Here is a 22,415-nt window from a genome sequence, read left to right as displayed (position 1 = left end):
AGAATGCTGATTTTTGATTTTGATGGGGTTCTGATCGACTCCCTAAATGAAGTGGTTCTGACGGTCTACAACACGGCCAGCGGTCAACAGTTGATGTCTCTGGGTGATTTGCCGCAGGCGCTAATCAGACTGTTTCGGCGCAACCGTTTTCATGTTCAGCCGATCGGTGACGGTATCCTGCTCATGAACTGGTGCCTGAAAAATTATCTCAACGATCCTGACAGGATCCTACAGCTGGATGAATACCAAACGATTATTGGCGTTGCCACCGAACCGGTCGCCCGTCGCTCAGGTATGGTCTACAAAACGAGGCAGCAGTTTATCGAACGTGATGCCGCCGCTTGGACCGCGCTGCACCGGCCCTTTCAACCCCTGTGGAACGAATTGGCTCGGCGCCAGGATCAACCTGGATTTGCCATCGTGACCAACAAAAACCGCACTGCCACAGAACGCCTTTGCCATCAATTTGGACTGAACATTTCGCCCTCAAACATCTACAGCGGCGATAATGGGACATCCAAAATCGAGAACATGCACATAATTCAGCATCGTTTTGGGGCTAAAATGGTTTATTTTTTAGACGATTCCCTGAAAAATCTTCAGGAGCTTGATCAAAACCTAAACCGCCAAAAAAAAATGCTCATACCGGTTCTCGCTGGTTGGGGGTATATTGGCCCTAAAGATCAGAAATTGGCGCGCACGTCTGGCTACGACGTATTGACTGTGTCAGAGGCGGTCGCATTACTGTCGAAAATGATACCGCTATAAAGGAGAGACCATGCCGGCGCCTGAAGTCGAAAAAACGAATTTTTTTAAGAACATGATATCGATGAACCGGGTTTTGATGTTTTTAGCTGTTTTGATATTGGCTGGTTGTGCAGCCGGAAACTACGGTTACTTGCGGCACAGCCGCGATGTTACCCAGGCTTTTGAATCCTTTCATGTTTACCCGCAACACCGTTATTACTATCTGAACCAGGAAAACAATCCTTACGCTGTCGTTGCCCTGCAAAACAATTACCGTCTAGTGGGCCACATGTGGGCGGAATTTGATCCGTACTCGGAAAAACTTGAAAAAGTTACCGGCCTGATCAAAGACTTCGCTTACGCTTATTCTCGTCCATACGGGTCCTATATCTTGGATCAATCGCAAAATCCGATTGGTTATTGGTATTCCAGCCTGGAGGTTAAAAGTCTAAACGTAGATGGCACCAATCAATATGTGTCCATTTATACCGATATGCCTTGGCTGCGAGATGATGACAGGCCTATCCGTGGGTTTGGTATCGGGGTGGGGCGTTGAAGCGCCAGCGGCATGGGCATTGAAATTGGCACTAGTTGGGAATACCGTCCTGCACAAGTGACACTAGATTTTGTCTAGCTTTTTTCTAGTATTATGTTTTCTGTGACCTCTTTGCATTGATCTTCAGGTATTATCACGAATTTGTCAATCGCTGCTTATAATCCAGTGGTCGTTTTAATCACTCGTTTTTCTATACTAAAAGGACATTTAAATTCTAGGCTTGTAGCCACTAGTTTTAGACCTGCCGAATTCTTATTGCCTTTGCCGTAGCGTGGATCGCCCATCACTGGATGGCCGATCATCTCAAAATGGCGGCGAATCTGATGTTTTCTGCCACTTCCCATGACGATGTGGACGGTGCTGATATCGGCTGCCGGCTCGTAGTTCTCAAGGCTGAATTTGGTCATGGCAGGCTTGCCGTCCAAATCAAAAGCAATGACGCCGCCGGGCATCGATTTGGCTGGATTTCCCTTGACTTGCGCCGTGTAACGTTTGATGACTTGCTGTTTTTTAAATAATTTTGATAGCTTAGCGGCAGAGGTCTTATCATGGGCCAGCAGCACCAGACCGGATGCCTCCCGGTCAAGGCGGTGAACGAGATAGACCCTTCTGGGGCGATAAACCTGCTCGACCTGTCGCAGCAGCGAGCAATGATCGCCGTATTTGGTCCCCTGGGACAATAGACCGGCCGGTTTGAGCCATACGCTATATCGTTTTTGATCGCTGATGAGCTTCGGTTTTTGCGGAGTAGCTGCCAGCAGGACGCGATCATAATAAATCGAGACCACATCACCCGGCTTAAGGGGGGTGCTGGCCCGCCGGATGCGGCGCTGGCCGCGCTTTGGTCTTTTGAGCCAGACCGCGCCTTTGGACATGGCATCTTTGATGCGAGTTTTGGACAGGGGGGTAAGGGTTGCCAGAAATTCGCTGGCGGTTGCCGGGTCGTCAACACTGACGGTTCGGACTAACGTGTATTTTTGCACCTATTCTTATCCTATGTTGTCCTTATCACCACAAAGACATAAAGTTCACAGAGGTTTTATAAGTCTGGTGTTATTTTCATCTTTCTTTGTGTTCTTCGTGGTTAAACCATATTGTTGATCCTACCGAAGTGGGTTTGCTTGAGGCCATCTCTATATGTTAAATTTCAGCAACTTTTTGTATGAATCTCTACAATAAGTTAAACTCGCTGGAATTTGTTCTGTTCCCGCTGGGTCTTCACTCGATTGCCTTGAAAAAACCTTGCAAAACCGACTGCTGGTTTTTTAACCCACCTGTTTATTTGCCTTAAAAGGGATATGTAGGGTTAAATCTTAGGCCGTGCACCGAACAGAGGCTCCGTTTCTCGGGTGCGTTTGAGCTCATAAAAACCAGGCGTTCTACCGGCAATGATAATCGCATCCCACAGGGCAACGGCGGCCTTGCCTGTCGGCGCCGGACTGCAAACCGGGCCAAAAAAACCCGGCCCATGGCCGCCATCAAGAACAATTAAAGGCACGCCCACATCCTTGCCCACTTTGGCCAGGGCCTGATCCATATCAGCACGAATCAATTCATCCCATGCGGGGTCAGTTGTCGCTTCGGACAGACGGGTGGGAAAGCCACCGGCCCTAAGAATTTCCGCTACCGCTTCCGGTGTATCAATATCTTCCTCGTCGTGGTGGTAATGGGTGCCCATCAATGTATATATTTTTGCCAGACCATCATTGCCATATGCTTTGCGCACTGCCGCGGCCACCCGCAACGCTTTCAACCCTATTTCATGCAATATTTTGTAGGGTTCGGGTATATTGCGATCGGCGTTTATCATCTTGAGGCTAAACAGCTTCCAGTTGACTTGAATCTGTTTTTGACGACCCACATCAATCATCCAGCGTGAGGTAATCCAGCACCATGGGCAGACCGGATCCCAGTAAAAGTCGACAATGTTTTTTTGGGTAACCATTCTTTCCTCCCTAATTTCCTGTTTCATAACTGCCAACAGCGTCTATATCCAAACAGGGACTGGCAAATGAATTTTTAAGCCGCTCCATCATCAAAGGGCTTGAACCCTGCCTTTTGATACCTATGTTTTGCGGTAAGAAAGATGATGACATTGATGTTAATATTTGGCTTTAATCACCCGACAACCCGATCAGAAAGGTTTAACCGCTTATGACTGCCAAAAACATGATGATAAAGACCACATTAATCTTCTTTCTCTCATTTTTACCGTATCTGGCCTTCGAAGCGCTGGCAATTGAAAAAGCAAAATATGAGGTTATTGAAAGTGATGAAAATTTTGAGCTAAGACAGTACGCACCTCAAATTGTTGCCGAGACTTTTGTAGCGGGAAATTTCAAAGAAGTTGGCAATGTGGGTTTTCGCCGGTTATATGATTATATCAATGGGAACAACGTCAAAAATAGAAACATTGCCATGACAGCCCCCGTAACCCAAGAAGCCAAGTCTGAAAAAATAGCGATGACCGCCCCTGTCACACAGGAAAGCGTGCAGGGCCAATGGCGGATAACCTTTTTAATGCCAGCAGAATACACTTTGGAAACGCTTCCTAAACCGCTGGACCCCCTTGTTCAACTAAGAGAAGAGCCCGGCTATCTGATGGCCGCCATCCGTTATTCGGGCACCTGGAGTCAGAAACGCTATGAAAAAAACCTGGCCCTGCTTCAGGAAGCGATTGAAAAACGCGGGCTTAAGCCGGATGGCCAGCCGATTTGGGCGCGCTATGATCCGCCTTTTATGCCCTGGTTTCTGCGCCGCAATGAGGTTTTGATTCGTGTGCAGAACTAGCGCTCAGTCTGAAGCCAACAGCAGATGACCAAAAAGCGCTGTGGCGTCAGGACATATCAGGAGCCTTTTATCCCGCTAATCAATTTGTCTTTGATATTCTGAAACCAGCCTTTTTCCGATTCGCGGATAATACAAGCATCTTTGAGCAATTGAATAAATTCCGGTCGCGTATCCTTGTAGGAAAGGATGCGCTTCATCGAAAGGATGTTGTCGAGGCTTGGCGGTGCCAGACCAAAATCGTCGGTGCGGTTGATTGATTCCATCGTAATCGAGAGGGCATAAATCACCATCTTCTCCGCCATTTCCTTGGGCGTCAGATCGGCTTGATCCGCATACTGATAGCGCAATATCTCATAAACACAGGCAGCCAGTACCGGATCACCTACCTCGGTTGCATCGGTACAGGCATGCAAATTGAAATTACTGTCCAAAAAATCATCGGCCATTTCCTGTAGCCGCTGAATCCATTTATCGTTCAAATTCTGTGGCAGAACGGCTACTGGTCCGAACGCCAGGACCTCGTTATAAAATTCTGATAGCATTTTACGCCCCCTTCCAGTGGATTCCCTTCGGCGCATTTCTTCTCTTCTACCTCTTATGAATCAAGCTGAAATTATTTTCAAGTCTCTTCTTGACATCCTTTGGTGGGATCAACATAGTAGAGTTTCTACCATTACCATTTCATGAGGAGACACCATGAGCGATCTAAAAGCCAAAATCCTCGAGAAGATGAAAACGCACACCCTGGCATCGTTTGCGACTGTCACCGATGAACGTAAACCCTGGACGCGCTATGTGGTTATCAGCGCCGATGATCAGATGAATATTTGGTTTGCGACATTTAAAGGCTCACGCAAAGTGATCCAGATTACCGATAATCCGGAAGTCCATCTAACATTGGGTGTTGATCATTTGCAAAATGCAATCTCCTGGCTCCAGGTCGAAGGGCGCGCTGAAATACTCGAGGATGATGAGACCAAAAGAAGCGTCTGGTACGATATGCTCGAGCCCATTTTTACCGGACCCGACGATCCCAATTATGTGGTTTGCAAAGTTGCACCTTACCGGATTGAATATTACACAATGAATAAGAAAGATCCCGACATCTGGGAAGCCTGATCAGACAACTGAATTACCGTATCTTTTAACATCCGGTTTGAACGCTCACCTCAGATTCTACCTCCATGGCGGCCTTGGTTTGCGGGAACAATGCGGAACACACCCGCCATTGTACGCCGCCTCTTACTTCTCTGTCGACAGTCGGTATCATACAGATTGTTCTGTCCGTTTGATCTCCCCGGCCGTATTTGATATTAGAACTTAACGTATCGATAGGGTTCTTGTCTGATCCGCAATTGTCGCCTAAAGGGGGGAAAATGAAAGACGAAAAGCACATTCTGACCATGCTGGTTGACAATGAGCCCGGCGTGACGGCACGGGTGGCGGGGCTTTTCGCCAGCCGAGGTTACAATATCGAAACCATTTGCGGCGCGCCAACAGCCAACCCGAAAATGTCCCGCATCACCATTTCGACGCAGACAAACCCGGAGATGCTCGAACAAATTATGAAGCAGGTGCGCAGGCTCGTCAACGTGATTAAACTGCGGGATATGACCGGCGAGGATGCCGTCAAGCGAGAAATGGCATTGATTTGTGTAAAGGCCAAAGCCAAAAACCGCAGCGAAATTTTAAGAATCATTGAAACCTTCAGGGGCCGGATTGTTGATACCGGTGCAACCCACTTCATTATCGAAGTCACCGGACGGCGGCAAAAAATAGATGCCCTCATTCGGCTGCTGGAGCCAATGGGTGTCAAAAAATTAGCCCGGTCGGGGGTGTTGGCGTTATACCGCGAACCCCACTAATACCTTTTGCCCATTAGTTTCCTTACTCTGATCAATATCCTTACCATAGGAGAGACCACCCATGAAGGCATCTGTGTTTATCCTCTTGTTAATCAGCACCGTCATTTTTACGGCCGCCAATGCACATGCAGATTGCGACTGTCGGCAGCCGGCCTACAAAGATCAAATGGACTATGTCACCCGCTATTTGGCATGTCTCGACGACTGCTTAAACACCCAAATGCAGCAAATCAGCCGGGAAATTGAGACTGCCGACCAACGCATATCTGCTCTAGAGACGGAAATCGATCAACTCATTCGTAAAATCAAAAAATTGGAAAATGAACGCAAGGCCAGCGCAAAAGAAAAGTGAAGCCGCCTGCAACAAGCAACATGTTATAAGGCGTCGATGATGTAAAGCCCAAGCGATGCTGTTTACGGTTCCCTTGATTTGTGGGGTCGTGACCTTATGTTATAAGGGCGATCAACTTTATTCATGTGATTAAAAATGTCATAAAAGGCGACCCAACACGATGGTAAAACTGATCAATATCAGCATAATCATACTGGCCTTAGCCTTGTTGACCACTATCACACCGTACGCAAAGGCTGTTGATTACTGGTCGTTGGCAGACCAATCCACGTATCGATGCCCTGGAGGCGTAGTGGCTGTTGGCGATTCAGACCGATCTGTGCGGGAAACATGCGGCGATCCTCTGGAAGTGACCAGCCGGGATGACAAAGGGCCTATCTGGGTATATCATTTCGGTCAGGATCGCTTTATGTACTACTTTGAATTTGTCTTTGGCAAACTGGAGCGCATCTTAAGTACGCCCTGCAATCGTGACAATTACGACTGTTATGACTTGAATTGATCAGCGCAGCATCCAAGCGCTGGTTACATCCGATCCGTCACTCCCGATGCGGCTTACCTTTTTCTGATCTGCAAAATCCTTAACTACTATATATTGATGAGAAAAATGTTAATTCATACCATATAATGTGTTTTAATGTTGACAGAAGAGGGCCAGCAGTGTATGGGAATCCCAGAGTTTCACCAGAGGCGTGGGATAGTTGCCTCTATCAAAGGGGGATGGGCGCTGCCCCAGGCAGAGGCAAAGACACTTCACATTCTTATAATGCCATGAGAGGAGAGAGACGATGATTGTTAGTTTTGTGAACCAGAAGGGGGGCGTCGGCAAAACCACTTCTGCAATCAACTTTGCTGCCAGCCTGAAAAGAAAAAATTTCAAGCTGCTGTTTATTGACGCAGATCCGCAAGGCAGTGCCACCCAATGGCACGCCGTTGAAAACAACACCGCTTTTGAAGTGCTGCATCATCCGGAGCCGATCACCAGAGAAGAAATCGAAGCACTCACCCAGGAGTATGATTACCTGGTCATCGATGCGCCGCCGGCCAGCGGCCACATCACCAGGTCCATTTTAGAAGTTGCACAACTTTCCATTATTCCGTTAAGCCCCAGTTCGCTGGATATCTGGTCCTGCAAGGGGACCTTGGAAATGATTGACAGTGCCAAGGAAGAAAATCCAGATCTGAATGTCAAGCTTCTGATCAATCGAAAAATCCCGGGAACACGGGTGGGGCGTCAAGCACGACAGTCACTGGGGGTTTTTGATATGGATATCCTGGATACAGAGTTGTGCCAGCGAGTTGCCTATATCGATGCCATGACCTCCGGTGTATCAGTTATGCAGTATGCGCCCGGCAGCAAAGCGGCCAATGAAATTGAAAACCTCTGTGAAGAATTGACACTTTTGGAGGCTAACCAGCCGCCTCAAGCTGAAGAGCCAGAGCATCAGACAGCTCCTCATAATGCTTATGGTAACAAGCCGTTCTGGAGTGACGGGTATAGCTGACCCTGACAACGCTTCTGTAAACCAATCAACGCAGTGCTCATCAAATCCACAAGGAGCAACGGATCTGAGGGTTGATGCTTAAGCTTGTCAACCGCTAAACCGGACAAAGCCATTGGCCGGAGTGGGACCTGTCGAAGAAAGCCCCAATCAAGGGCTTGCCGACCTCCGGAGGATATGGTTGCCCAAAAACCGGATGTCATGGGTTCTCAATGTTAAGGAGCATTAGCATGGCCAAAATTAAGAAACGAAGGCTCAGGTGGACAGCATCCGATTCCGCCCAGGTTGTTGGATATAAACTTTACTGGTCAGAAAACAGTGAAGTCAATTACGATTCCAAGTGCGCCGCCCTGGGAAATATTACCGAAATCGTCCTGCCTGATGATGTGGATTCCTTTAAACCCGAAGGCGGGCCGATTGTTTTTGGTATTACCGCCCTGGATGAACTGGGAAATGAATCCGATATGACAACGCTGGTAGCCCCCTATCAGTTTAACGTGCCAAAGGCCCCGGATGATTTGTATCTGCAAAAGTTGGATGATTTCGGTATCACATCCGCCGGCGATGACGACGTGGATTATTATCTGACAAGCCTGCAGGATGATGAGTCTGTGAAAGTTGAACCGATCCGGCTGTCCGAAGCGATTGAATCCATCCGTCAAGGCAATATTGGGCCATCTGAAGCCGGATTTGAAACCGCTGAAAAGCAGAAGCAAGCCGGCGGAAAAGGTTAAATCTCAGTTAACGTTTCGCGGTGGTTTGGGGATTTGGTAGATGCCGTCCAGGTGCTGCAGCATTCGGTCATAACGGCGTTCAAGAGCTGTTAGAGCAGCTTCGTATTCCTGTTTGCTTATTTTCCCGGCTTTGCGGCGGACATCCAGTATACCGCGCTCATCATCGTACCACCTGTCCGGATCAAAATTATACGTCATCTAATCATCTTTTTCCCGGGCAATTGTGATACGCGCATCTTTCGGCAGCGCCTTGCCGGATGCCACTTCGATTGCTTTGATAATACCCGATGGTACCGGACAGGCGGTATGCTTGCAGTGCTTTGCCGCCATCCGCAGCGTTTTGGGCCCATCACCATCAAACGACATCTCTTCCTCTGGATTGACCACCTTTAATTCTCCGGCCAATGCCTTGATACTTTCACATCTGGTGTTTATATCCAGATTCACCATACCCGATGAAACTTGCGAAGTGGCGCGGATCTCTGTGATCATGCCGCAGATGCCCGACATAACGTTTACGATGCCTCTCATCATCATTCCTCAAATCTTCATTATGGATGCATTTAAAAATAAAAGAGAAATTATCCGCTTAGACCTGAATTAAAAATTCTTATCTATTTTCATGCAAAACTCAAAAATGGTTTTGATTTTTGCACGGGTTGCAGGCATTCATATGCAAGGCACTTCAGTGCGAAGTAATAGTGATCTATGCTTCGCACTGAATAACGCATCAGATGAAAGTCTGCGACGCGCCCAACGGGTGAAAATAGATAAGAAATAAAAAAGGAATTATCCGCTTAGACCTGAATTAAAAATTCTTATCTATTTTCATGCAAAACTCAAAAATGGTACGCTGCCCTTAGTGTAAATGTCATATGGTTGAAATCCGATACATCGCCGGTTCCCCACACGTGCTTGCCGTCAAGACCGACACTCAGTTGGTGCGCCACAAAAACATCTACCCCAAGGCCGACATTGTATGCCCAATCGGATTCGTCTGAATTAAAATTGCTGGCATCGACTTCAACATCCATCCATCCGCCCCCGAGCCTCACATATGGGAATATCCGGTCTTGCCACAGGGATGGAGAGAAGACGCGCACATCCAGCATCGCCGTCCAAATGCTAACATCAAGATTCCTGTTATTCGCCGCCTCTCCGTCAAAATCATCATACCAGTTGTAGTTGGCCTCAATGCCGACATGTTTGAGCCACCAATAGCCGGCAAAAAGGTTAAACCCCCATGAATTATCAATACTGGAGTTGCCGGGAAGCCCCTTCAAATCGCCGTCATCAAAATATTCGCGAACATAGCTTGCACCGGCGCCCGCATAAAACCGGCCGTGCTTTTCCTCTGCTGCTGAATTGAATGTGATCGTTAAAATACCGACTAACACGCTGAAAAATATGAGGGTCTTGCGCATCGCATCCTCCTGTTGGGTACTCGAGAATAAGTCCTAACAGACAATAACGCGATCCGTCAAGAATATAGAAAGGGCATCAAATGCAAATACTGCCACTGTCCCCTGGTGCAGAAACCGTCTGCAATCAGGGTATCTGCACCAGAGTGAAAATTGAAGCTAATCCTTCTGTTTGTTATTCTCCTATCTCGATATCTTCAATATCAGGCAATTCTATTTCTCGGGCTGCTGAAATTAAACAGGCAATCGCGGCCGCTAAGCAACATATTGCGGCAATAATGACGGCAATGAGAAATATCTTAGTAATGGTAATCCCCCCTTCAAACAAACTTGACTACAGTGCACAACAACAGAACGATGCATCGAAGCGTATTTCCCGCCCTCTTAAGGCGTTATGGAATCATCACTTTCATCCTGTATGACCGCATCTGATCAGGCCGACAGTAAAGTCTCGGCTTCTGCCCTTGCTTTGAGCAAACGATTCGTGGGGTTGATCCGTTTTAGCCCCTTGGTTTTCAAAATGGATAAGCCGACTTTATAATGGCCTTTAAATGGCTCATGCTGCTGTCGGGTAATGTCCTGTATTTGGGCGCTAACATATTTGACGAGTCTGGTTTTTTCAGCGGTCCAATATTTCATATCCAAAACAGTGCCGACATTCAGGATGTTTAACACAGCGGAATTTGCACTGATAAAAAAGCTGCCTCGATGATCATCGATTTCCTGCAACTTGAATTGGTATCCCAAATCATTGCGGCTGATCTTTATTTCAGCTCTCAGATGACCGTCAGCCTTTCGCAGGTGCCGATATTTATTTTCAAACCGATTGCTGCTAATTAGGTGTTGGGCCATGGTGCTCCTTTCTAGTGTTACGCTTAATTGTCAATCTTTTGTTAGGACTTGATTAACTTATGATCAGTCCGGATGACGCAAAGATTCACTCCCGAGTAACGTTTTTTCGTACAACTGCTTTTTGATCTATTTCCCGTCGGCGGTCAAAACCGCTTCGCCGATCCGTTCCTTTTCTGCGGTCGCGACCGTTTCTTCTTTCGACTGGCGCTTCTTCTAATTGCGTTTTTGGCTGCTCGTGTTCTAGCGCTGTTGTCTTTTTGTCGGCTTTACGCACAAACATTGCTCCGGTACAAATCATTGTAACGACGATTTATAATAAATACAGTTGATTGCGGGTTTTGAGAACCCGGCACTGAAATCTTACAAAAAAACTGCTAGTGGGCAGGCATTGGGGCGGATATGTGGCTTGTTTGAACAATTCCTCAGGAGGCGAAAACGGATCCAACTTGGAAACGTCAACGCGCTCAGGGCTTTGTTTTAATCAGGGCTGCAATATCCATGCAAAAATAGACGATTATTTGGAAATAAAAAAATTTAAAATAATTTAAAGTATTTATATAGACTCTTGAGGCCGGCGATATAAAGTGTGTGAAAAAAAATGGTCAAACGTTAGGTAAGCGCTTACCCATTGCTGAGCGCTGGCCTGAAAAACCTGTATATACAAGTGGTTTGATGGCCGCTGGCATAAACTCAATTGAATAAAGTGCTTGATTTTGATGGGAAAAAGAATTTATAATTTATACATAGATCATAGTCTGTCTTGATTGACGGCTGGTTTCATTCTGCAGGAAAGATCCATTCGACCGGGTGGCATCCTGAAGTATGGGACTACGGTAATTACTGAAACAAAGGGGGTGTCACAGTGGCAAATGGTGTTGTAAAATGGTTTAATGACCGCAAAGGTTATGGCTTCATCGAGCAGGAAGATGGTCCGGATGTATTTGTCCATCACACCGGAATCGATGCAGCAGGATTCAGGTCTCTCAACGAAGGTGACCAGGTTACTTTTGAAATAGAGGAGGGACCCAAGGGTGCACATGCTGTCAATGTTAAAGTAGTTTAGCCAAGCACTTTTATCTGAAAAAGGCAAGCCTTCATTCTGGAAGGCTTGCCTTTTTTTTCTGGTTTGACACTTCCGCATCTTTATCCTATATTCCTGCCCGACATTTTTCTTCTTCATTGACGCGCTACCTTAAAAAGGAGCAATCCCATGATACAGGATACCGCTGCCGACCGAATTTATCTGGAAGATGTTGGTGAAATCGTCATGTCGCGTGCAGGCAAGGACATCTGGCTGGTAAAGTCCATTACGCAACACGAGGCCTTCCGTGATCGATGCCTGCCGGAGCGAATTTACGTGGTTGATTTCCCAGGCCGGGGAGCCGGGGAGGAGTTTCTGCTCAACCGTCAGGCCTGCGGGCCGGAAAAATTTTTGATGATCAAAGAGGTGGGTCACGATATGATTCGCCTGTTTGAAAGAATGTTCGATGGCAAGGTGGCCCAGTATGTGATCCTGTGGGGCGGTCGCCCGCTTGATCTTCTGGATGCCAATCCGCCGTTGCAGCGGTCTGGTCTTCTGGACACCACTTATATTAAGCTCACCCGGGTAGAAGACAATGATGGTTTTCGCGGCTGGAACATCGTGGAAAGTTCCTTTGTGGGTGAATGGTGGCCGGATGACACCTGGATTATTATGGAAGAATGTATCGCATCGGGTCAGACATTGACTTATTTTGTTGACGAGGCGTTAAAGAACCACCGCCCCAAAAAGATTTTTCTTTTTCCGGTTTGTGCCAGCCTTGAAGGCCTGGAGGGGATCTGTAAAATTTGCCGTGATCACGGCGTTGAATTAATCCCGGTTTTCAACGGTGCCCTTATCGAGGTGGCCGCCGTGGGGGTAACCTTGCCCTATACCGACCTGGGACTCCAACCGCGCACCATCACCACGCAGCATTTTTACCATGATTTGAAAGACCGCTACCAGGGGACACCGCTATGCTGGGTGGGGGATATCGGCGATTCGATCTACAAGCCCGAAGAACACTTGATTGAAACCCTCAGTGACATGCTGGCGGTGGGGATGGATTTTGAACGTGAAGATTTTTCTCTCTGGAGCCCGATCGTGCGTTCGGCGCAGTTCCTGGAGCGACTGGAAAACGAACATTCGGATATTTTCAAACAGGTGCGCCCTTACCTCAAACCCTAATCAAGCGCTAAGCGCTTGATTAGGAGTTATTTGTTATCTGTTATTTGTTAATTGATTATTTGTTTTTGCTGTTTCGATCTAATAAAAATACTTCGGCATTCGCTTTTCTCAACTAGTAACGAATAACCAATAACCATTGATTACCCCCCTTTTTCCTCGCGGCGATAGGGCTTTAACAGGCCTGCCGGTACCGCAGCCCGTCTGGACACGCCGATCAGCGCAATGATCGTTAGCAAATAAGGAATCATCAAAAACAGGTGGAAAGAAAGAACAACCCCAACGCTCTGGAGCCTGAGCTGCAGGCCGTCTAAAAAGCCGAAAATGAGGGCGCCGATGGTGGCTTTGAGGGGGTTCCAGTTGCCAAAAATAACCATAGCAATCGCCACCCAGCCGCGACCGCCGATGACATCGATCAGAAACATGTTCTGATGTGCAAGCGTTAAAAATGCCCCGCCGATGCCCATCAGGGCACCGCCGGCAACCAGACACAGGGTACGGGTTAGCGTTACGTTGACCCCCACGGTGTCGGCCACCACCGGATTTTCACCAACTGTTCTGATTTTCAACCCGATGGTCGTTTTATACAGCAGGATCGACAGGGCCGGGACCAGCAGCCAGGCGATGTATGTCAATGTATACTGGGTGAAAAGACCCGGACCAATCACGGGAATCTTTGAAAGCACCGGCAGGGCCACCTGTTTAAACGGTTCAACTACCGGCGGCACAGTGGGGGATCCAATATACAGCCGATAAATGAACATGGCCAGGCCGGTTGCAAACAGGGTGATCCCCAATCCGGAAACATGCTGGCTTAATCCCAGGTTTACCGAAAGCAAGGCCATCAGAAATCCCAAAAGCATGCCGACACAGGCCGCAGCAAACACGCCGAACCATATGGACCCCGTTGTATACGTAAACAAAAATCCGGTCATGGCACCCATTAGCATGATGCCTTCGATTCCCAGATTCAGGACACCGGCCCGTTCGGTTAAGATCTCACCCAGAGCCGCGAAAATGATCGGGGTGGCCATGCGCATGGTTGCCCCTATGAGGCCGGAGATAAAAGCAAGATCCAATAATTCAGCCATCATTTGCGCTGCACCTTTATTTTGTATTCCGTAAACAGCAAAAAAATGAGCATCACCATCAACGCCATGCCCTGAATGACCTCGGCAATATAGGTGGGGACGCCGGTCATGCGGCTCATGGTCTGGGCACCCACGATAATCACACTGAAAAAAAGCGATGAAAACAACACCCCCACCGGATGAAGGTTGCCCAGCATGGCGATCACAATACCCGAATACCCGTAGCCGGGGGAAATATGCATAATCAGCCGATACTGAAGTGCGCACAGCTCGCCCACACCTGCCAGACCCGCCAGTCCGCCTGATATCAGGGCAGTCCACAGGATGACTTTGGTGGTATTGATACCACCGAAATGCGCGGCGCGTATATTGGTGCCAACCGCTTTGGCCTGGTATCCGAAGGTGGTCTTTTTGTTGATAAACCAGATGATCAGCATTGCCACAAAGGAGATTATGATACCCATGTGAAAGCGCGAGCGCGGCATCAAAATGGGATAGCAGGCGGCCTCAATAATTGCCGATGATCGTGGCCAGCTGGAGCCGGGCTGTTGGAGGGGGCCAAAAAGCAGTGCACCCATAATGTGGATCATGACATAGTTTAACAACAGGGTGGAGACCACATCATCGACCTTGAGTTTTGTTTTCAGCAATGCCGGGATCGAGGCCCACAGGCCGCCGGCCAGAAATCCGGCGATGATGATAATCGGCAAAACCATTATCGTCGGGATGCCGCCCAGATTCACGCCTAAGACAGTGGCCATCAGGGCACCGGCCAGCAGTTGGCCTTCGGCGCCGATATTCCAGAATTTGGCGCGGAAAGCAAACGCCACTGCCAGACCGGTCAATAAAAGCGGGCTGGCTTTTACAAAAGTTTCTAACAGATTATAGCGGGTCCCCAGCGCGCCGTGAAAAAGGTAATAATAAGACTTCCACAGATGTCCACCAGCCAAAAGAATGGGGATGGCCGCCAGAATCAGCGTCACTACAATAGCTGCAATCGGGATAACGATTCTGGCCCAGCCCGGCAATGGCCTGCGTTTTATGATTCTGAATCGCATCACGCCATTACCCCGCTCATCCACAGACCAATCTGTTCGCGAGAAGCTGTTGCCCCGGGGGCTTCTCCCATTATTCTGCCTTCGTACAAAACGACTATGCGATCACTGAGCGCAAATATTTCATCCAGATCATCTGAAATTAAAAGGATGCCGGCTCCGCGCTCTCTTTCCTTTACAAGTTGCTGGTGGATGTACTCCATGGCGCCCACATCCAGGCCGCGTGTGGGCTGAGAAGCAACAATCAGCAATGGTTCTCCAGCCAGCTCACGGGCTAGCATGACCTTCTGCAGGTTGCCGCCGGACAGACTTTTGGTGATGGCATCGCGACTGGCCGTTTTGATGTTGTAGGCCTTGATCAGATTATCGCTGAAATGGTGAATTTTTTGGGATTTCATCAGCCCGTAGGTTTGAAATGCGGCTGAAGAATGGTTTTCCAATATCAAATTTTCTTCCACCGAAAGATCCATCAGCAATCCGGTATCGATGCGGTCTTCCGGTATCCTGCCCATCTGGGATTGAATTGATGCTGCCGGGCTGCCGAATTTAAGTGGGCGGTCCTTAATTTGAATGACACCGTCAACCGGGGACCGCATCCCGAAAAGCACTTCTGAAAGCTCGGTCTGGCCGTTTCCGGAAATTCCAGCCATCCCCAGAATCTCCTTCTGATGGATGGTTAAATTCAGATCGGCAATGGCTGCAAGTTTTTTATCATTTAAAACGTTGAGCTTTTTTATGTTTAGAACCGGATCACCGGGCGCCAATTTGGTTTTTTCGATGCTCTCTAAAAGCTCCCGGCCGACCATCAGATTGGCCAATTCACGGGCACTGGTTTCACTGGTTTTGCGTTCAGCCACCACCTCGCCGCCGCGCAAAACGACGATGCGATCAGAAATGTCCATTACCTCATTGAGCTTATGGGAGATGAAAACAACCGATCGGCCTTCTTTAACCAACGACTGCAAGGTATTAAAAAGATCTGCGGTTTCAGCCGGAGCGAGGACGGCAGTCGGCTCGTCCATGATCAGGATATCCACATCCCGATAAAGTGCTTTGAGAATTTCGACTTTCTGCTGCTCGCCCACCGACAGAGTCCAGACACGGGCATCCGGATCAATCTGAAGGCCAAAACGCTCTTGGAGCTCAAGCAGCGCTTGCCGGGCGGATGCTAGATCCAGAAACAACCCCTTGGGCGAGGGCGTGCCCACAATCACATTTTCGAGCACGGTTTGAGAGGGTACCAGGGCAAAGTGCTGATGAATCATTCCCACACCGCGGGAAATTGCATCTTTGGGAGCGGAAAGGTTGACCTTATCACCTTTGATGAAAATTTCACCCTCATCACAGTCGTAATAGCCGAATAAGATGTTCATCAGGGTGGTCTTACCTGCTCCATTTTCACCGAGCAGAGCGCAAATTTCCCCTGAGTACAGATCAAAAGAGACATCTTTATTGGCGGTCACATCCAAAAAACGTTTCGTAACCCCCGACATCCTTACGACCGGCTGGTCATTTCTACCCATCAAATTCCTCGGATCGGCAATCTTTTACAAGCAATGGTTAAATCAATAACAAGAATGTACTTTGTTGGGTTGGTCGGTTGAGCTCTGATATATACGCTCAGATACTGAACGAGATCGAGACATTTATCATAAAACTATGAAAGCTGGCTTTAAAATAGGTGATCACGCTCCCCGCATGAATGCGGGATTTCACATCTGATTTTTATTAAATTATGGCGTTCAACAAAGCGCGTCGAAAACCTCTGTTGAGTTTATTAAATTTTTAGCTCGAGTATTGAACGAGATCGAGATGTTCATTTACAAGGCTTCAGGGGCGTAGCTGTACTTGGGTACCGCACGCCCCTGATAACGCCGTAAATGGACATCTCGGCTCGCCCGCAGGGTGAAAATTATCACGAAATTAATAAATTCGAATTGTCTTCATCACACTTTCTTATAGTAGAGCTTTTCGTGATAATTTTCATTCAATATTTGAGCTAATCCGAAACGGGCTTCTGCTCATCTACCGGCACCCTGAATGTGCCGTTTAAAATTTTCTGCTCAAGATCCCGGACTTCTTTGACCACACCGGCGGGCAGGGTTTTTTCAAATGAATGAAACGGCGCTAGACTGGCACCGCCTTTGGCCATCATCGACCACTCGCCCAAATCCATGGACACCCAGGCCTTCTTTTGAACCATCTCGATGCAAAATTTGATGGTGGGGTACATATTCCACACCGGGCCGGTAATGACCACACTGGGCGCCAATGCATTTTGATCTGACATGTTGCCAAAAGCCAGCACGCCTTTTTCTTTGGCAGCTTCAAAGACACCGAATCGCTCAGCAAATATCAGGTCTGCACCGGCTTCGATTTGGGCAATAGCGGCTTCTTTGGCTTTGGGTGGATCAAACCAGCCACCGATATAAGAGATTTTGACTTTCACTTTGGGATTAACGCTCAGTGCACCGGCTTTAAAAGCATTGACCAGTCGATTGACTTCACCAATGGGAATGGCGGCCACGACACCGAGGGTATTGCTTTTGGTCAACCGGCCGGCAATAACACCGCACAGGTAGGAAGGCTCATGAATCCAATTATCAAATACGGAAAAATTCGGTGCAACCGGTCCGAATTCCGATCCAAAAGCAAAAGCGATGTTCGGATAATCTTTGGCAACTCTTCGGGCCGGTTCTTCACCTGCCAGAAACGCATCGCCAACGATCAGATCAAACCCTCTCTCCGCATACTCACGCAGCACTTTTTCAAAGTCGGCAGCGGCGATTTTTTCAGTAAACTCATACTCGATGTTGCCCATTTCCTTTTTGACTTGCAGGCAGGCCTGGTGAATGACGCCATCCCAGGGCTCCTCGATAGCGGTTTGAAAAATGGCCGCAATTTTAAATGTTTTGGCCTGGCTGGCGCTGAAGGCGAATAAAACCGCTAAGACCACCATCATTGCAATCCATAATCCTTTTTTCATGCACATCCTCCTTTCATGGCTTTGTTTTCAAGACATGTAATCTAATGGTTTTGGTTGAGTTTGCGTGGATTGGAATCTCTGGCTGCGAAGGGGAGCAGAATACAATGCTGCCAATGTTTTGTGCTGGAGAAACGACTGCGGGATGTTGGCCCCAATGCTTCAGATTCCTGCGATAGCGTGTCGCTTCCATAGTCGCACTGCTCCCGGCAATCATGATATTTAGGTAAGTGTTCAAGGTACCATAGAGGAGCAGTATCGGTTTGTCAATAGAGGGCTATGGTGCTGAATTTTATTTGAATTCGGCTGAAGTTCCGCTCCTGTGGCGCTGGGCGCGGCTTTGCGATAACGCCTTGGTTTGGATCCGGTGGACCAGCTGCGATATTGCCGTTTTCATACATCTTTCGCGATAAAAAAAATATTTAAACAATGGGCTTGATTTTTTTATAAAACTTGTTAGTGTTCTCTCATTCAAAATGGCGCGTTCGGGATTAACGGGCCGGTTTCATTCAGGGGAGAGTTCCATTTGTCAAAGTGGCACCCTGCAGTATGAAACTATGAAAAACTTTTAATTTAGGAGGGTGTTATTATGGCCAATGGAATTGTAAAATGGTTTAATAGCAGTAAAGGCTATGGCTTCATTGAGCAGGAAGACGGACCGGATGTATTCGTCCATTATTCGGGCATCAACTCGTCCGGGTTCAAATCTCTGAATGAAGGCGACCAGGTGACGTTTGATATCGAGGAAGGCCAAAAAGGGCCGGCGGCGGTAAATGTCACTGTAGTTTAATTGCATTTCCAAGTGAATTGAGGGCGTCTCGTCGAATGTCGGCGGGACGCCTTTTTCTATGCTTTGGTTGCGATTCGCCGGTTGCTATCTTAAACAAAGTCCGTCACACTGGGGTTGCGGCAATCAGGGAGTTCAGCTGCTTTTTGCACCGGCGATAAAGTTATATAACCAGCCAAAAATCAGTCCAACAATTGCAGCATCCACTAAAGCATAACCGCTGCCCACCAGTGCATCTCCTAAGGTGCCAGTGGCGCCAAATCCCGGATATATGGATGCCAGCACCATCAAAAACGCTTTGCCGTATCCTGGCCAGATGGCATTCGCCACACCAACAATTAATACTGCTCCGGCCCACACAACTGCCACTGATATTGTCAATGCTTTAAGATTGAGCTTCATTTTATGCCTCCCTTGAAATTCGTTCTCATTATTCTATGGGCATATCTGTTCATTTTGGCCACCGTACCGTTTTTCCGGAATTTGATGGCTTGTTTATCAATGCCATGACATGAGAGATTTCACCCTCTAATATAAGCGAGCGGCCTCCTGATGCAACATCGAGGTACCGGCAGCACTGCTGTCTGTTTTCGTGAATCTGTGAACCATCGAATTTCCAAGAAGGCATTTTCCTACTTGCAATACGCATACGGCCAATCTAAAATTAGACAGATACCTTCTCATAAATGAAAGGATGCAGTAATGAAAACGCCGCTTCACCTCGGGTTGGTCATCATCTTATCCATCATGGTTTTTGCGAGCACCGGCCTGGCCGAACAGATTAAGTTTGCCGATTGGGTCGGTATCGAAGAAACGGATCCGGCCACAAACACGCAAAGCAGACAAATCGGCACTTTTGCCGGAAATCGGACCAACGCCATCTGGCTGACGGTTCCGGTAGCCGGCGCCGACCAGATTCAGTTGACCTTAAATTCAGATAAGATGATCGTTTCTGATTATTTTTCGGTTCAAATTGACAAAATTGATAACCTCACCCTTCGCTCCGGTAAAAAGGGGTGTAATGGCAATTGCCTGATCGACCAGGCAGACCCGAGCGGTGAGCTCATTAAAAATATGAAAAGGGGTCTTCGCATTCGGTTTGAATACGACTCTGAGCCAGATGTTACTCAAAAGGCAGAATTTTCATTGCGGGGCTTTACGAGGGCTTATCAGTGGTTGCTCGCTGACTAGTTCTTCAGAGGACCCGTCTTTGCTTTGTCAAGCTTCCGGCTCCGCATTTTTATGCTTCACCGCGGCAAGCAGAAGTCAGAGGACAGAAAACAGGCGAGCAAACATTTTAAGTTTAGATACGATAACCGTCTCACAAATTTTTCAAAATAGCCAAATCGTGTTGGATCTTGGAGGTATCACGCGAATTGGCCTTTATCTTAAGTGGCGCAACAACTTTGCAAGGTTTATAGCGTGGCAGGAAGAAATATATAAGTTCCAATTGGAAGCTGGCTAAAGTCTCTTATTTCCTTGCCGTTCAGAAGTTTATTGGGCGGCAGGTAGTAGATTGTTTTTTGATCCTTGTATTTAAAGCCCGCTATGCTGAAGGCAGTTCGGTTCTTGTTTATTCTGAAAGGTCCTTTATATCCGATGATTAGTCTGGTTTTAGCCGGCAAATCATCCCAATCGTTTATTATTGATCCATGTTTTATTTGACCGGAAGGCAAAAAATAGATCGTCGTTTTATCATTATATAATTTTCCAGCAAGAGACCATGCTGTATTTCTATTCGATATAGTCTTTATGGGGCCGTCGTTTTTTATTATTGTAGAGCTGCTTTCATGGTTAAGCAGTACAACCGTTTTTGCGGGGATACGGTTCCACCCGACCGCATCTGCAATTTGATCGCCTGTGTATCGGCTTCCGTTTGGCAATTTGTATACCGTTGTAATACTGTCGTAATCTTCGCCAGCAATAGCCCAAGCGGTATTACGCTTAGAAATTACATTCGCCTCATCTAGCTGATGACCAATTTTGGGCTGACTGTAAAACACGTCAGAAAGTTGAGCATCAGCCATGAGCCTGCCAGCACGAACATCCGGATCATATGGCCAAGTCGAACCTAAACCAGCTTTGCTGCGAATAAAGTTTTTTGCGCAACGCTTGCGCCCGCGGTGAACATCTTTAAACCACCGGTTCGGCAAACCATAGGCTACCTGGCTGTGGGTCAGCACTGACCGGTCATTCAGATCATATACGTCTTGCAAAATCCTAATCAACATGCCTGCCGATCGATACTGTTTTTCAGAGATGGGAGCGTAATGATAGCCGACTAACTCAATTCCAATCGAAATTTGGCTGATGCCTCTCACACCATTCCACATGCTGCGACCGGCATGGTCGGCTACATATTTTTTATCCAGCATACGATAAGTGCGTCCGTTGCGTGCGATCACATAGTGAGCATGACCGCCGTAGGTGCGGCGCCCATTGCGCAAATGTTTCCCTTTGGAAACAACCCTAAGCGTTAGTTTAAGACCTAACTCTGAGGTGTGAACAATAATGTATTTTGTCTGTTTACGATGGACTTTTTTGTATTTGGGATTTAATCGCGAACGGAAATCGAATATGGAACGCTGAAAGTTATAGCGCTCGGTTTCGGTGAAGGCGGCTGATAAAGATGGCAAATTGACGATAAAGAAAACACAGATAAACACAATAAATACGAATTTATTATTGTACTGCCCTCTCCGATCCGTCATACACACACATCCACCCAAATCAGTAGCATCCAATGTTGTTAACCAAGCCCAGAATAAATAAAAACACAATCATACTCAAAGTTACCAAAAATTTCTCAGTATTTCAAATAACTATCAGGCAATTACAGCATCTTATTTGGATTTAATATTTCGATTCGAGCCCGGATCGCAGGACGTGGTTTTCATTTTGTCACCTCATTTTCCACATATGTATTGCATCCTACAAAAACATGCAATATATTTGCGTTGGTATAAATTATAATCCTAAACTGTTACGTCAATTTATTAATAATATTTCCGGTATATTACATACTAAAAAATATATATACGTAAAAATTGTGTTTTATTAGTATTTTGCATGGCGTCATCGTAACGGAACATTTTTTAGGAAAGGAGGAGGGGATGCGCTTTATGTTTAAGCAGATTTTTATAATTTTTAGTGTATTATTAATATTACCAGGCATCAGTGCCGCAGCGGACAAGCTCCCTGTATTTGTCAGCATCGTACCTCAAAAATACTTCGTGCAACAAATTGGCAAAGAATTAGTAGAGGTACAGGCCATGGTCCAGCCCGGGGCCAGCCCGGCCACCTATGAGCCCAAACCCCAACAGATGGCCGATCTTTCAAAGACAAAAATCTACTTTGCCATCGGCGTCCCGTTTGAAAACGCCTGGCTGAGTAAAATCGCTGCTGCCAATCCCAACATGCGGGTGATCCATACGGACCATGGTATCGAAAAACTTGCCATGGCGGCTCACCACCATC

Annotated in this window: 27 protein-coding genes; 14 read left to right on the top strand and 13 right to left on the bottom strand. The window is 47.3% G+C overall.

Features of this window, described 5'->3' with window-relative positions; all coding sequences use genetic code 11:
- Window positions 1–3 precede the first annotated feature (3 nt).
- A complete protein-coding gene (locus QNJ26_21085) occupies window positions 4–768 on the top strand; it encodes an HAD hydrolase-like protein (protein ID MDJ0988051.1) in 765 nt (254 codons plus the stop codon).
- A 10-nt stretch (window positions 769–778) separates the two neighbouring features.
- On the top strand, window positions 779–1,303 hold the full coding sequence (locus QNJ26_21080; GenBank protein MDJ0988050.1) for a hypothetical protein: 525 nt from the start codon (window positions 779–781) through the stop codon (window positions 1,301–1,303).
- A gap of 155 nt (window positions 1,304–1,458) precedes the next feature.
- On the opposite strand, the gene QNJ26_21075 is transcribed toward QNJ26_21080, so the two are convergent.
- Window positions 1,459–2,286, bottom strand: coding sequence for an RluA family pseudouridine synthase (locus tag QNJ26_21075; GenBank protein ID MDJ0988049.1), 828 nt, complete (start codon window positions 2,284–2,286; stop codon window positions 1,459–1,461).
- 323 nt (window positions 2,287–2,609) lie between these two features.
- Window positions 2,610–3,248, bottom strand: a complete 639-nt coding sequence (locus QNJ26_21070) for a DsbA family protein (protein ID MDJ0988048.1) — start codon at window positions 3,246–3,248, stop codon at window positions 2,610–2,612.
- A gap of 209 nt (window positions 3,249–3,457) precedes the next feature.
- Here QNJ26_21070 and QNJ26_21065 point away from each other — a divergent pair, with 209 nt between their 5' ends.
- Window positions 3,458–4,093 carry a heme-binding protein gene (locus tag QNJ26_21065; protein ID MDJ0988047.1) on the top strand — a complete coding sequence of 212 codons (636 nt, stop codon included), beginning with the start codon at window positions 3,458–3,460 and terminating at the stop codon, window positions 4,091–4,093.
- Between the two features lie 56 nt (window positions 4,094–4,149).
- On the opposite strand, the gene QNJ26_21060 is transcribed toward QNJ26_21065, so the two are convergent.
- Window positions 4,150–4,635 carry a hypothetical protein gene (locus QNJ26_21060; GenBank protein MDJ0988046.1) on the bottom strand — a complete coding sequence of 162 codons (486 nt, stop codon included), beginning with the start codon at window positions 4,633–4,635 and terminating at the stop codon, window positions 4,150–4,152.
- A gap of 154 nt (window positions 4,636–4,789) precedes the next feature.
- Here QNJ26_21060 and QNJ26_21055 point away from each other — a divergent pair, with 154 nt between their 5' ends.
- The 6 genes from QNJ26_21055 (at window position 4,790) to QNJ26_21030 (ending at window position 8,546) form a co-directional block, all read left to right on the top strand.
- Window positions 4,790–5,212: a pyridoxamine 5'-phosphate oxidase family protein gene (locus QNJ26_21055; protein ID MDJ0988045.1), complete on the top strand. Its 423-nt coding sequence runs from the start codon at window positions 4,790–4,792 to the stop codon at window positions 5,210–5,212.
- A 257-nt stretch (window positions 5,213–5,469) separates the two neighbouring features.
- Window positions 5,470–5,958: an acetolactate synthase small subunit gene (ilvN, locus tag QNJ26_21050; protein MDJ0988044.1), complete on the top strand. Its 489-nt coding sequence runs from the start codon at window positions 5,470–5,472 to the stop codon at window positions 5,956–5,958.
- A 61-nt stretch (window positions 5,959–6,019) separates the two neighbouring features.
- The gene (locus tag QNJ26_21045) at window positions 6,020–6,310 is read left to right on the top strand and encodes a hypothetical protein (GenBank protein MDJ0988043.1); all 291 of its coding nucleotides are present in this window, start codon (window positions 6,020–6,022) and stop codon (window positions 6,308–6,310) included.
- Between the two features lie 160 nt (window positions 6,311–6,470).
- On the top strand, window positions 6,471–6,812 hold the full coding sequence (locus QNJ26_21040) for a DUF2845 domain-containing protein (GenBank protein ID MDJ0988042.1): 342 nt from the start codon (window positions 6,471–6,473) through the stop codon (window positions 6,810–6,812).
- Between the two features lie 286 nt (window positions 6,813–7,098).
- Window positions 7,099–7,815: a ParA family partition ATPase gene (gene parA / locus QNJ26_21035; GenBank protein ID MDJ0988041.1), complete on the top strand. Its 717-nt coding sequence runs from the start codon at window positions 7,099–7,101 to the stop codon at window positions 7,813–7,815.
- Between the two features lie 227 nt (window positions 7,816–8,042).
- Window positions 8,043–8,546, top strand: a complete 504-nt coding sequence (locus tag QNJ26_21030; GenBank protein ID MDJ0988040.1) for a hypothetical protein — start codon at window positions 8,043–8,045, stop codon at window positions 8,544–8,546.
- Between the two features lie 3 nt (window positions 8,547–8,549).
- On the opposite strand, the gene QNJ26_21025 is transcribed toward QNJ26_21030, so the two are convergent.
- The 4 genes from QNJ26_21025 to QNJ26_21010 all read right to left on the bottom strand — a co-directional run bounded on the left by QNJ26_21025 (window position 8,550) and on the right by QNJ26_21010 (window position 10,819).
- Entirely contained in the window at window positions 8,550–8,744 is a 195-nt protein-coding gene (locus tag QNJ26_21025) for a hypothetical protein (protein ID MDJ0988039.1), read from the bottom strand.
- On the bottom strand, window positions 8,745–9,083 hold the full coding sequence (locus tag QNJ26_21020) for a hypothetical protein (protein ID MDJ0988038.1): 339 nt from the start codon (window positions 9,081–9,083) through the stop codon (window positions 8,745–8,747).
- Between the two features lie 302 nt (window positions 9,084–9,385).
- Complete coding sequence (locus tag QNJ26_21015) at window positions 9,386–9,970, bottom strand: porin family protein (GenBank protein MDJ0988037.1); 585 nt, start codon at window positions 9,968–9,970, stop codon at window positions 9,386–9,388.
- Between the two features lie 429 nt (window positions 9,971–10,399).
- Window positions 10,400–10,819 carry a hypothetical protein gene (locus tag QNJ26_21010; protein ID MDJ0988036.1) on the bottom strand — a complete coding sequence of 140 codons (420 nt, stop codon included), beginning with the start codon at window positions 10,817–10,819 and terminating at the stop codon, window positions 10,400–10,402.
- Between the two features lie 862 nt (window positions 10,820–11,681).
- On the opposite strand from QNJ26_21010, the gene QNJ26_21005 reads away from it, so the two are divergent.
- On the top strand, window positions 11,682–11,882 hold the full coding sequence (locus QNJ26_21005; protein MDJ0988035.1) for a cold-shock protein: 201 nt from the start codon (window positions 11,682–11,684) through the stop codon (window positions 11,880–11,882).
- Between the two features lie 147 nt (window positions 11,883–12,029).
- On the top strand, window positions 12,030–13,025 hold the full coding sequence (locus QNJ26_21000) for a hypothetical protein (GenBank protein ID MDJ0988034.1): 996 nt from the start codon (window positions 12,030–12,032) through the stop codon (window positions 13,023–13,025).
- Window positions 13,026–13,165: 140 nt separating this feature from the next.
- Here the strand turns inward: QNJ26_21000 and QNJ26_20995 are convergent, their stop codons facing one another.
- The 4 genes from QNJ26_20995 to QNJ26_20980 form a co-directional block, all read right to left on the bottom strand.
- The gene (locus tag QNJ26_20995; GenBank protein MDJ0988033.1) at window positions 13,166–14,116 is read right to left on the bottom strand and encodes an ABC transporter permease; all 951 of its coding nucleotides are present in this window, start codon (window positions 14,114–14,116) and stop codon (window positions 13,166–13,168) included.
- Entirely contained in the window at window positions 14,113–15,171 is a 1,059-nt protein-coding gene (locus QNJ26_20990; GenBank protein ID MDJ0988032.1) for an ABC transporter permease, read from the bottom strand. The genes QNJ26_20995 and QNJ26_20990 overlap by 4 nt, the downstream gene beginning before the upstream one ends.
- Window positions 15,171–16,691 (bottom strand): ABC transporter ATP-binding protein, encoded by a 1,521-nt coding sequence (locus QNJ26_20985; GenBank protein ID MDJ0988031.1) that lies wholly within the window; start codon window positions 16,689–16,691, stop codon window positions 15,171–15,173. The genes QNJ26_20990 and QNJ26_20985 overlap by 1 nt, the downstream gene beginning before the upstream one ends.
- A 476-nt stretch (window positions 16,692–17,167) precedes the next feature.
- The gene (locus QNJ26_20980) at window positions 17,168–18,154 is read right to left on the bottom strand and encodes a BMP family protein (protein MDJ0988030.1); all 987 of its coding nucleotides are present in this window, start codon (window positions 18,152–18,154) and stop codon (window positions 17,168–17,170) included.
- A 586-nt stretch (window positions 18,155–18,740) separates the two neighbouring features.
- On the opposite strand from QNJ26_20980, the gene QNJ26_20975 reads away from it, so the two are divergent.
- A complete protein-coding gene (locus QNJ26_20975) occupies window positions 18,741–18,941 on the top strand; it encodes a cold-shock protein (protein MDJ0988029.1) in 201 nt (66 codons plus the stop codon).
- A 132-nt stretch (window positions 18,942–19,073) separates the two neighbouring features.
- Here the strand turns inward: QNJ26_20975 and QNJ26_20970 are convergent, their stop codons facing one another.
- On the bottom strand, window positions 19,074–19,340 hold the full coding sequence (locus QNJ26_20970) for a hypothetical protein (GenBank protein MDJ0988028.1): 267 nt from the start codon (window positions 19,338–19,340) through the stop codon (window positions 19,074–19,076).
- Window positions 19,341–19,640: 300 nt separating this feature from the next.
- Here QNJ26_20970 and QNJ26_20965 point away from each other — a divergent pair, with 300 nt between their 5' ends.
- Window positions 19,641–20,129 (top strand): hypothetical protein, encoded by a 489-nt coding sequence (locus QNJ26_20965; protein ID MDJ0988027.1) that lies wholly within the window; start codon window positions 19,641–19,643, stop codon window positions 20,127–20,129.
- A gap of 224 nt (window positions 20,130–20,353) precedes the next feature.
- Here QNJ26_20965 and QNJ26_20960 read toward each other — a convergent pair whose 3' ends face one another.
- Window positions 20,354–21,649, bottom strand: a complete 1,296-nt coding sequence (locus QNJ26_20960; protein MDJ0988026.1) for a peptidoglycan recognition family protein — start codon at window positions 21,647–21,649, stop codon at window positions 20,354–20,356.
- A 411-nt stretch (window positions 21,650–22,060) separates the two neighbouring features.
- Between QNJ26_20960 and QNJ26_20955 the strand changes: the two genes are divergently transcribed.
- The coding region (locus QNJ26_20955; GenBank protein MDJ0988025.1) for a zinc ABC transporter substrate-binding protein at window positions 22,061–22,415 on the top strand (355 nt) is incomplete at its 3' end.

The sequence above is a fragment of the Desulfobacterales bacterium genome (assembly GCA_030066985.1).
Lineage (GTDB): Bacteria > Desulfobacterota > Desulfobacteria > Desulfobacterales > JAHEIW01 > JAHEIW01.
Note: the sequence above shows the minus strand (reverse complement) of the source record. Positions and strands in the feature narration are given on the sequence as shown.

Coding starts and splice junctions, on each gene's coding strand:
- QNJ26_21085 (MDJ0988051.1), top strand. CDS start 4: ATGCTGATTTTTGATTTTGATGGGGTTCTGATCGACTCCCTAAATGAA.
- QNJ26_21080 (MDJ0988050.1), top strand. CDS start 779: ATGCCGGCGCCTGAAGTCGAAAAAACGAATTTTTTTAAGAACATGATA.
- QNJ26_21070 (MDJ0988048.1), bottom strand. CDS start 3,248: ATGGTTACCCAAAAAAACATTGTCGACTTTTACTGGGATCCGGTCTGC.
- QNJ26_21065 (MDJ0988047.1), top strand. CDS start 3,458: ATGACTGCCAAAAACATGATGATAAAGACCACATTAATCTTCTTTCTC.
- QNJ26_21060 (MDJ0988046.1), bottom strand. CDS start 4,635: ATGCTATCAGAATTTTATAACGAGGTCCTGGCGTTCGGACCAGTAGCC.
- QNJ26_21055 (MDJ0988045.1), top strand. CDS start 4,790: ATGAGCGATCTAAAAGCCAAAATCCTCGAGAAGATGAAAACGCACACC.
- ilvN (MDJ0988044.1), top strand. CDS start 5,470: ATGAAAGACGAAAAGCACATTCTGACCATGCTGGTTGACAATGAGCCC.
- QNJ26_21045 (MDJ0988043.1), top strand. CDS start 6,020: ATGAAGGCATCTGTGTTTATCCTCTTGTTAATCAGCACCGTCATTTTT.
- QNJ26_21040 (MDJ0988042.1), top strand. CDS start 6,471: ATGGTAAAACTGATCAATATCAGCATAATCATACTGGCCTTAGCCTTG.
- parA (MDJ0988041.1), top strand. CDS start 7,099: ATGATTGTTAGTTTTGTGAACCAGAAGGGGGGCGTCGGCAAAACCACT.
- QNJ26_21030 (MDJ0988040.1), top strand. CDS start 8,043: ATGGCCAAAATTAAGAAACGAAGGCTCAGGTGGACAGCATCCGATTCC.
- QNJ26_21025 (MDJ0988039.1), bottom strand. CDS start 8,744: ATGACGTATAATTTTGATCCGGACAGGTGGTACGATGATGAGCGCGGT.
- QNJ26_21020 (MDJ0988038.1), bottom strand. CDS start 9,083: ATGATGATGAGAGGCATCGTAAACGTTATGTCGGGCATCTGCGGCATG.
- QNJ26_21015 (MDJ0988037.1), bottom strand. CDS start 9,970: ATGCGCAAGACCCTCATATTTTTCAGCGTGTTAGTCGGTATTTTAACG.
- QNJ26_21010 (MDJ0988036.1), bottom strand. CDS start 10,819: ATGGCCCAACACCTAATTAGCAGCAATCGGTTTGAAAATAAATATCGG.
- QNJ26_21000 (MDJ0988034.1), top strand. CDS start 12,030: ATGATACAGGATACCGCTGCCGACCGAATTTATCTGGAAGATGTTGGT.
- QNJ26_20995 (MDJ0988033.1), bottom strand. CDS start 14,116: ATGATGGCTGAATTATTGGATCTTGCTTTTATCTCCGGCCTCATAGGG.
- QNJ26_20990 (MDJ0988032.1), bottom strand. CDS start 15,171: ATGCGATTCAGAATCATAAAACGCAGGCCATTGCCGGGCTGGGCCAGA.
- QNJ26_20985 (MDJ0988031.1), bottom strand. CDS start 16,691: ATGGGTAGAAATGACCAGCCGGTCGTAAGGATGTCGGGGGTTACGAAA.
- QNJ26_20980 (MDJ0988030.1), bottom strand. CDS start 18,154: ATGAAAAAAGGATTATGGATTGCAATGATGGTGGTCTTAGCGGTTTTA.
- QNJ26_20975 (MDJ0988029.1), top strand. CDS start 18,741: ATGGCCAATGGAATTGTAAAATGGTTTAATAGCAGTAAAGGCTATGGC.
- QNJ26_20970 (MDJ0988028.1), bottom strand. CDS start 19,340: ATGAAGCTCAATCTTAAAGCATTGACAATATCAGTGGCAGTTGTGTGG.
- QNJ26_20965 (MDJ0988027.1), top strand. CDS start 19,641: ATGAAAACGCCGCTTCACCTCGGGTTGGTCATCATCTTATCCATCATG.
- QNJ26_20960 (MDJ0988026.1), bottom strand. CDS start 21,649: ATGACGGATCGGAGAGGGCAGTACAATAATAAATTCGTATTTATTGTG.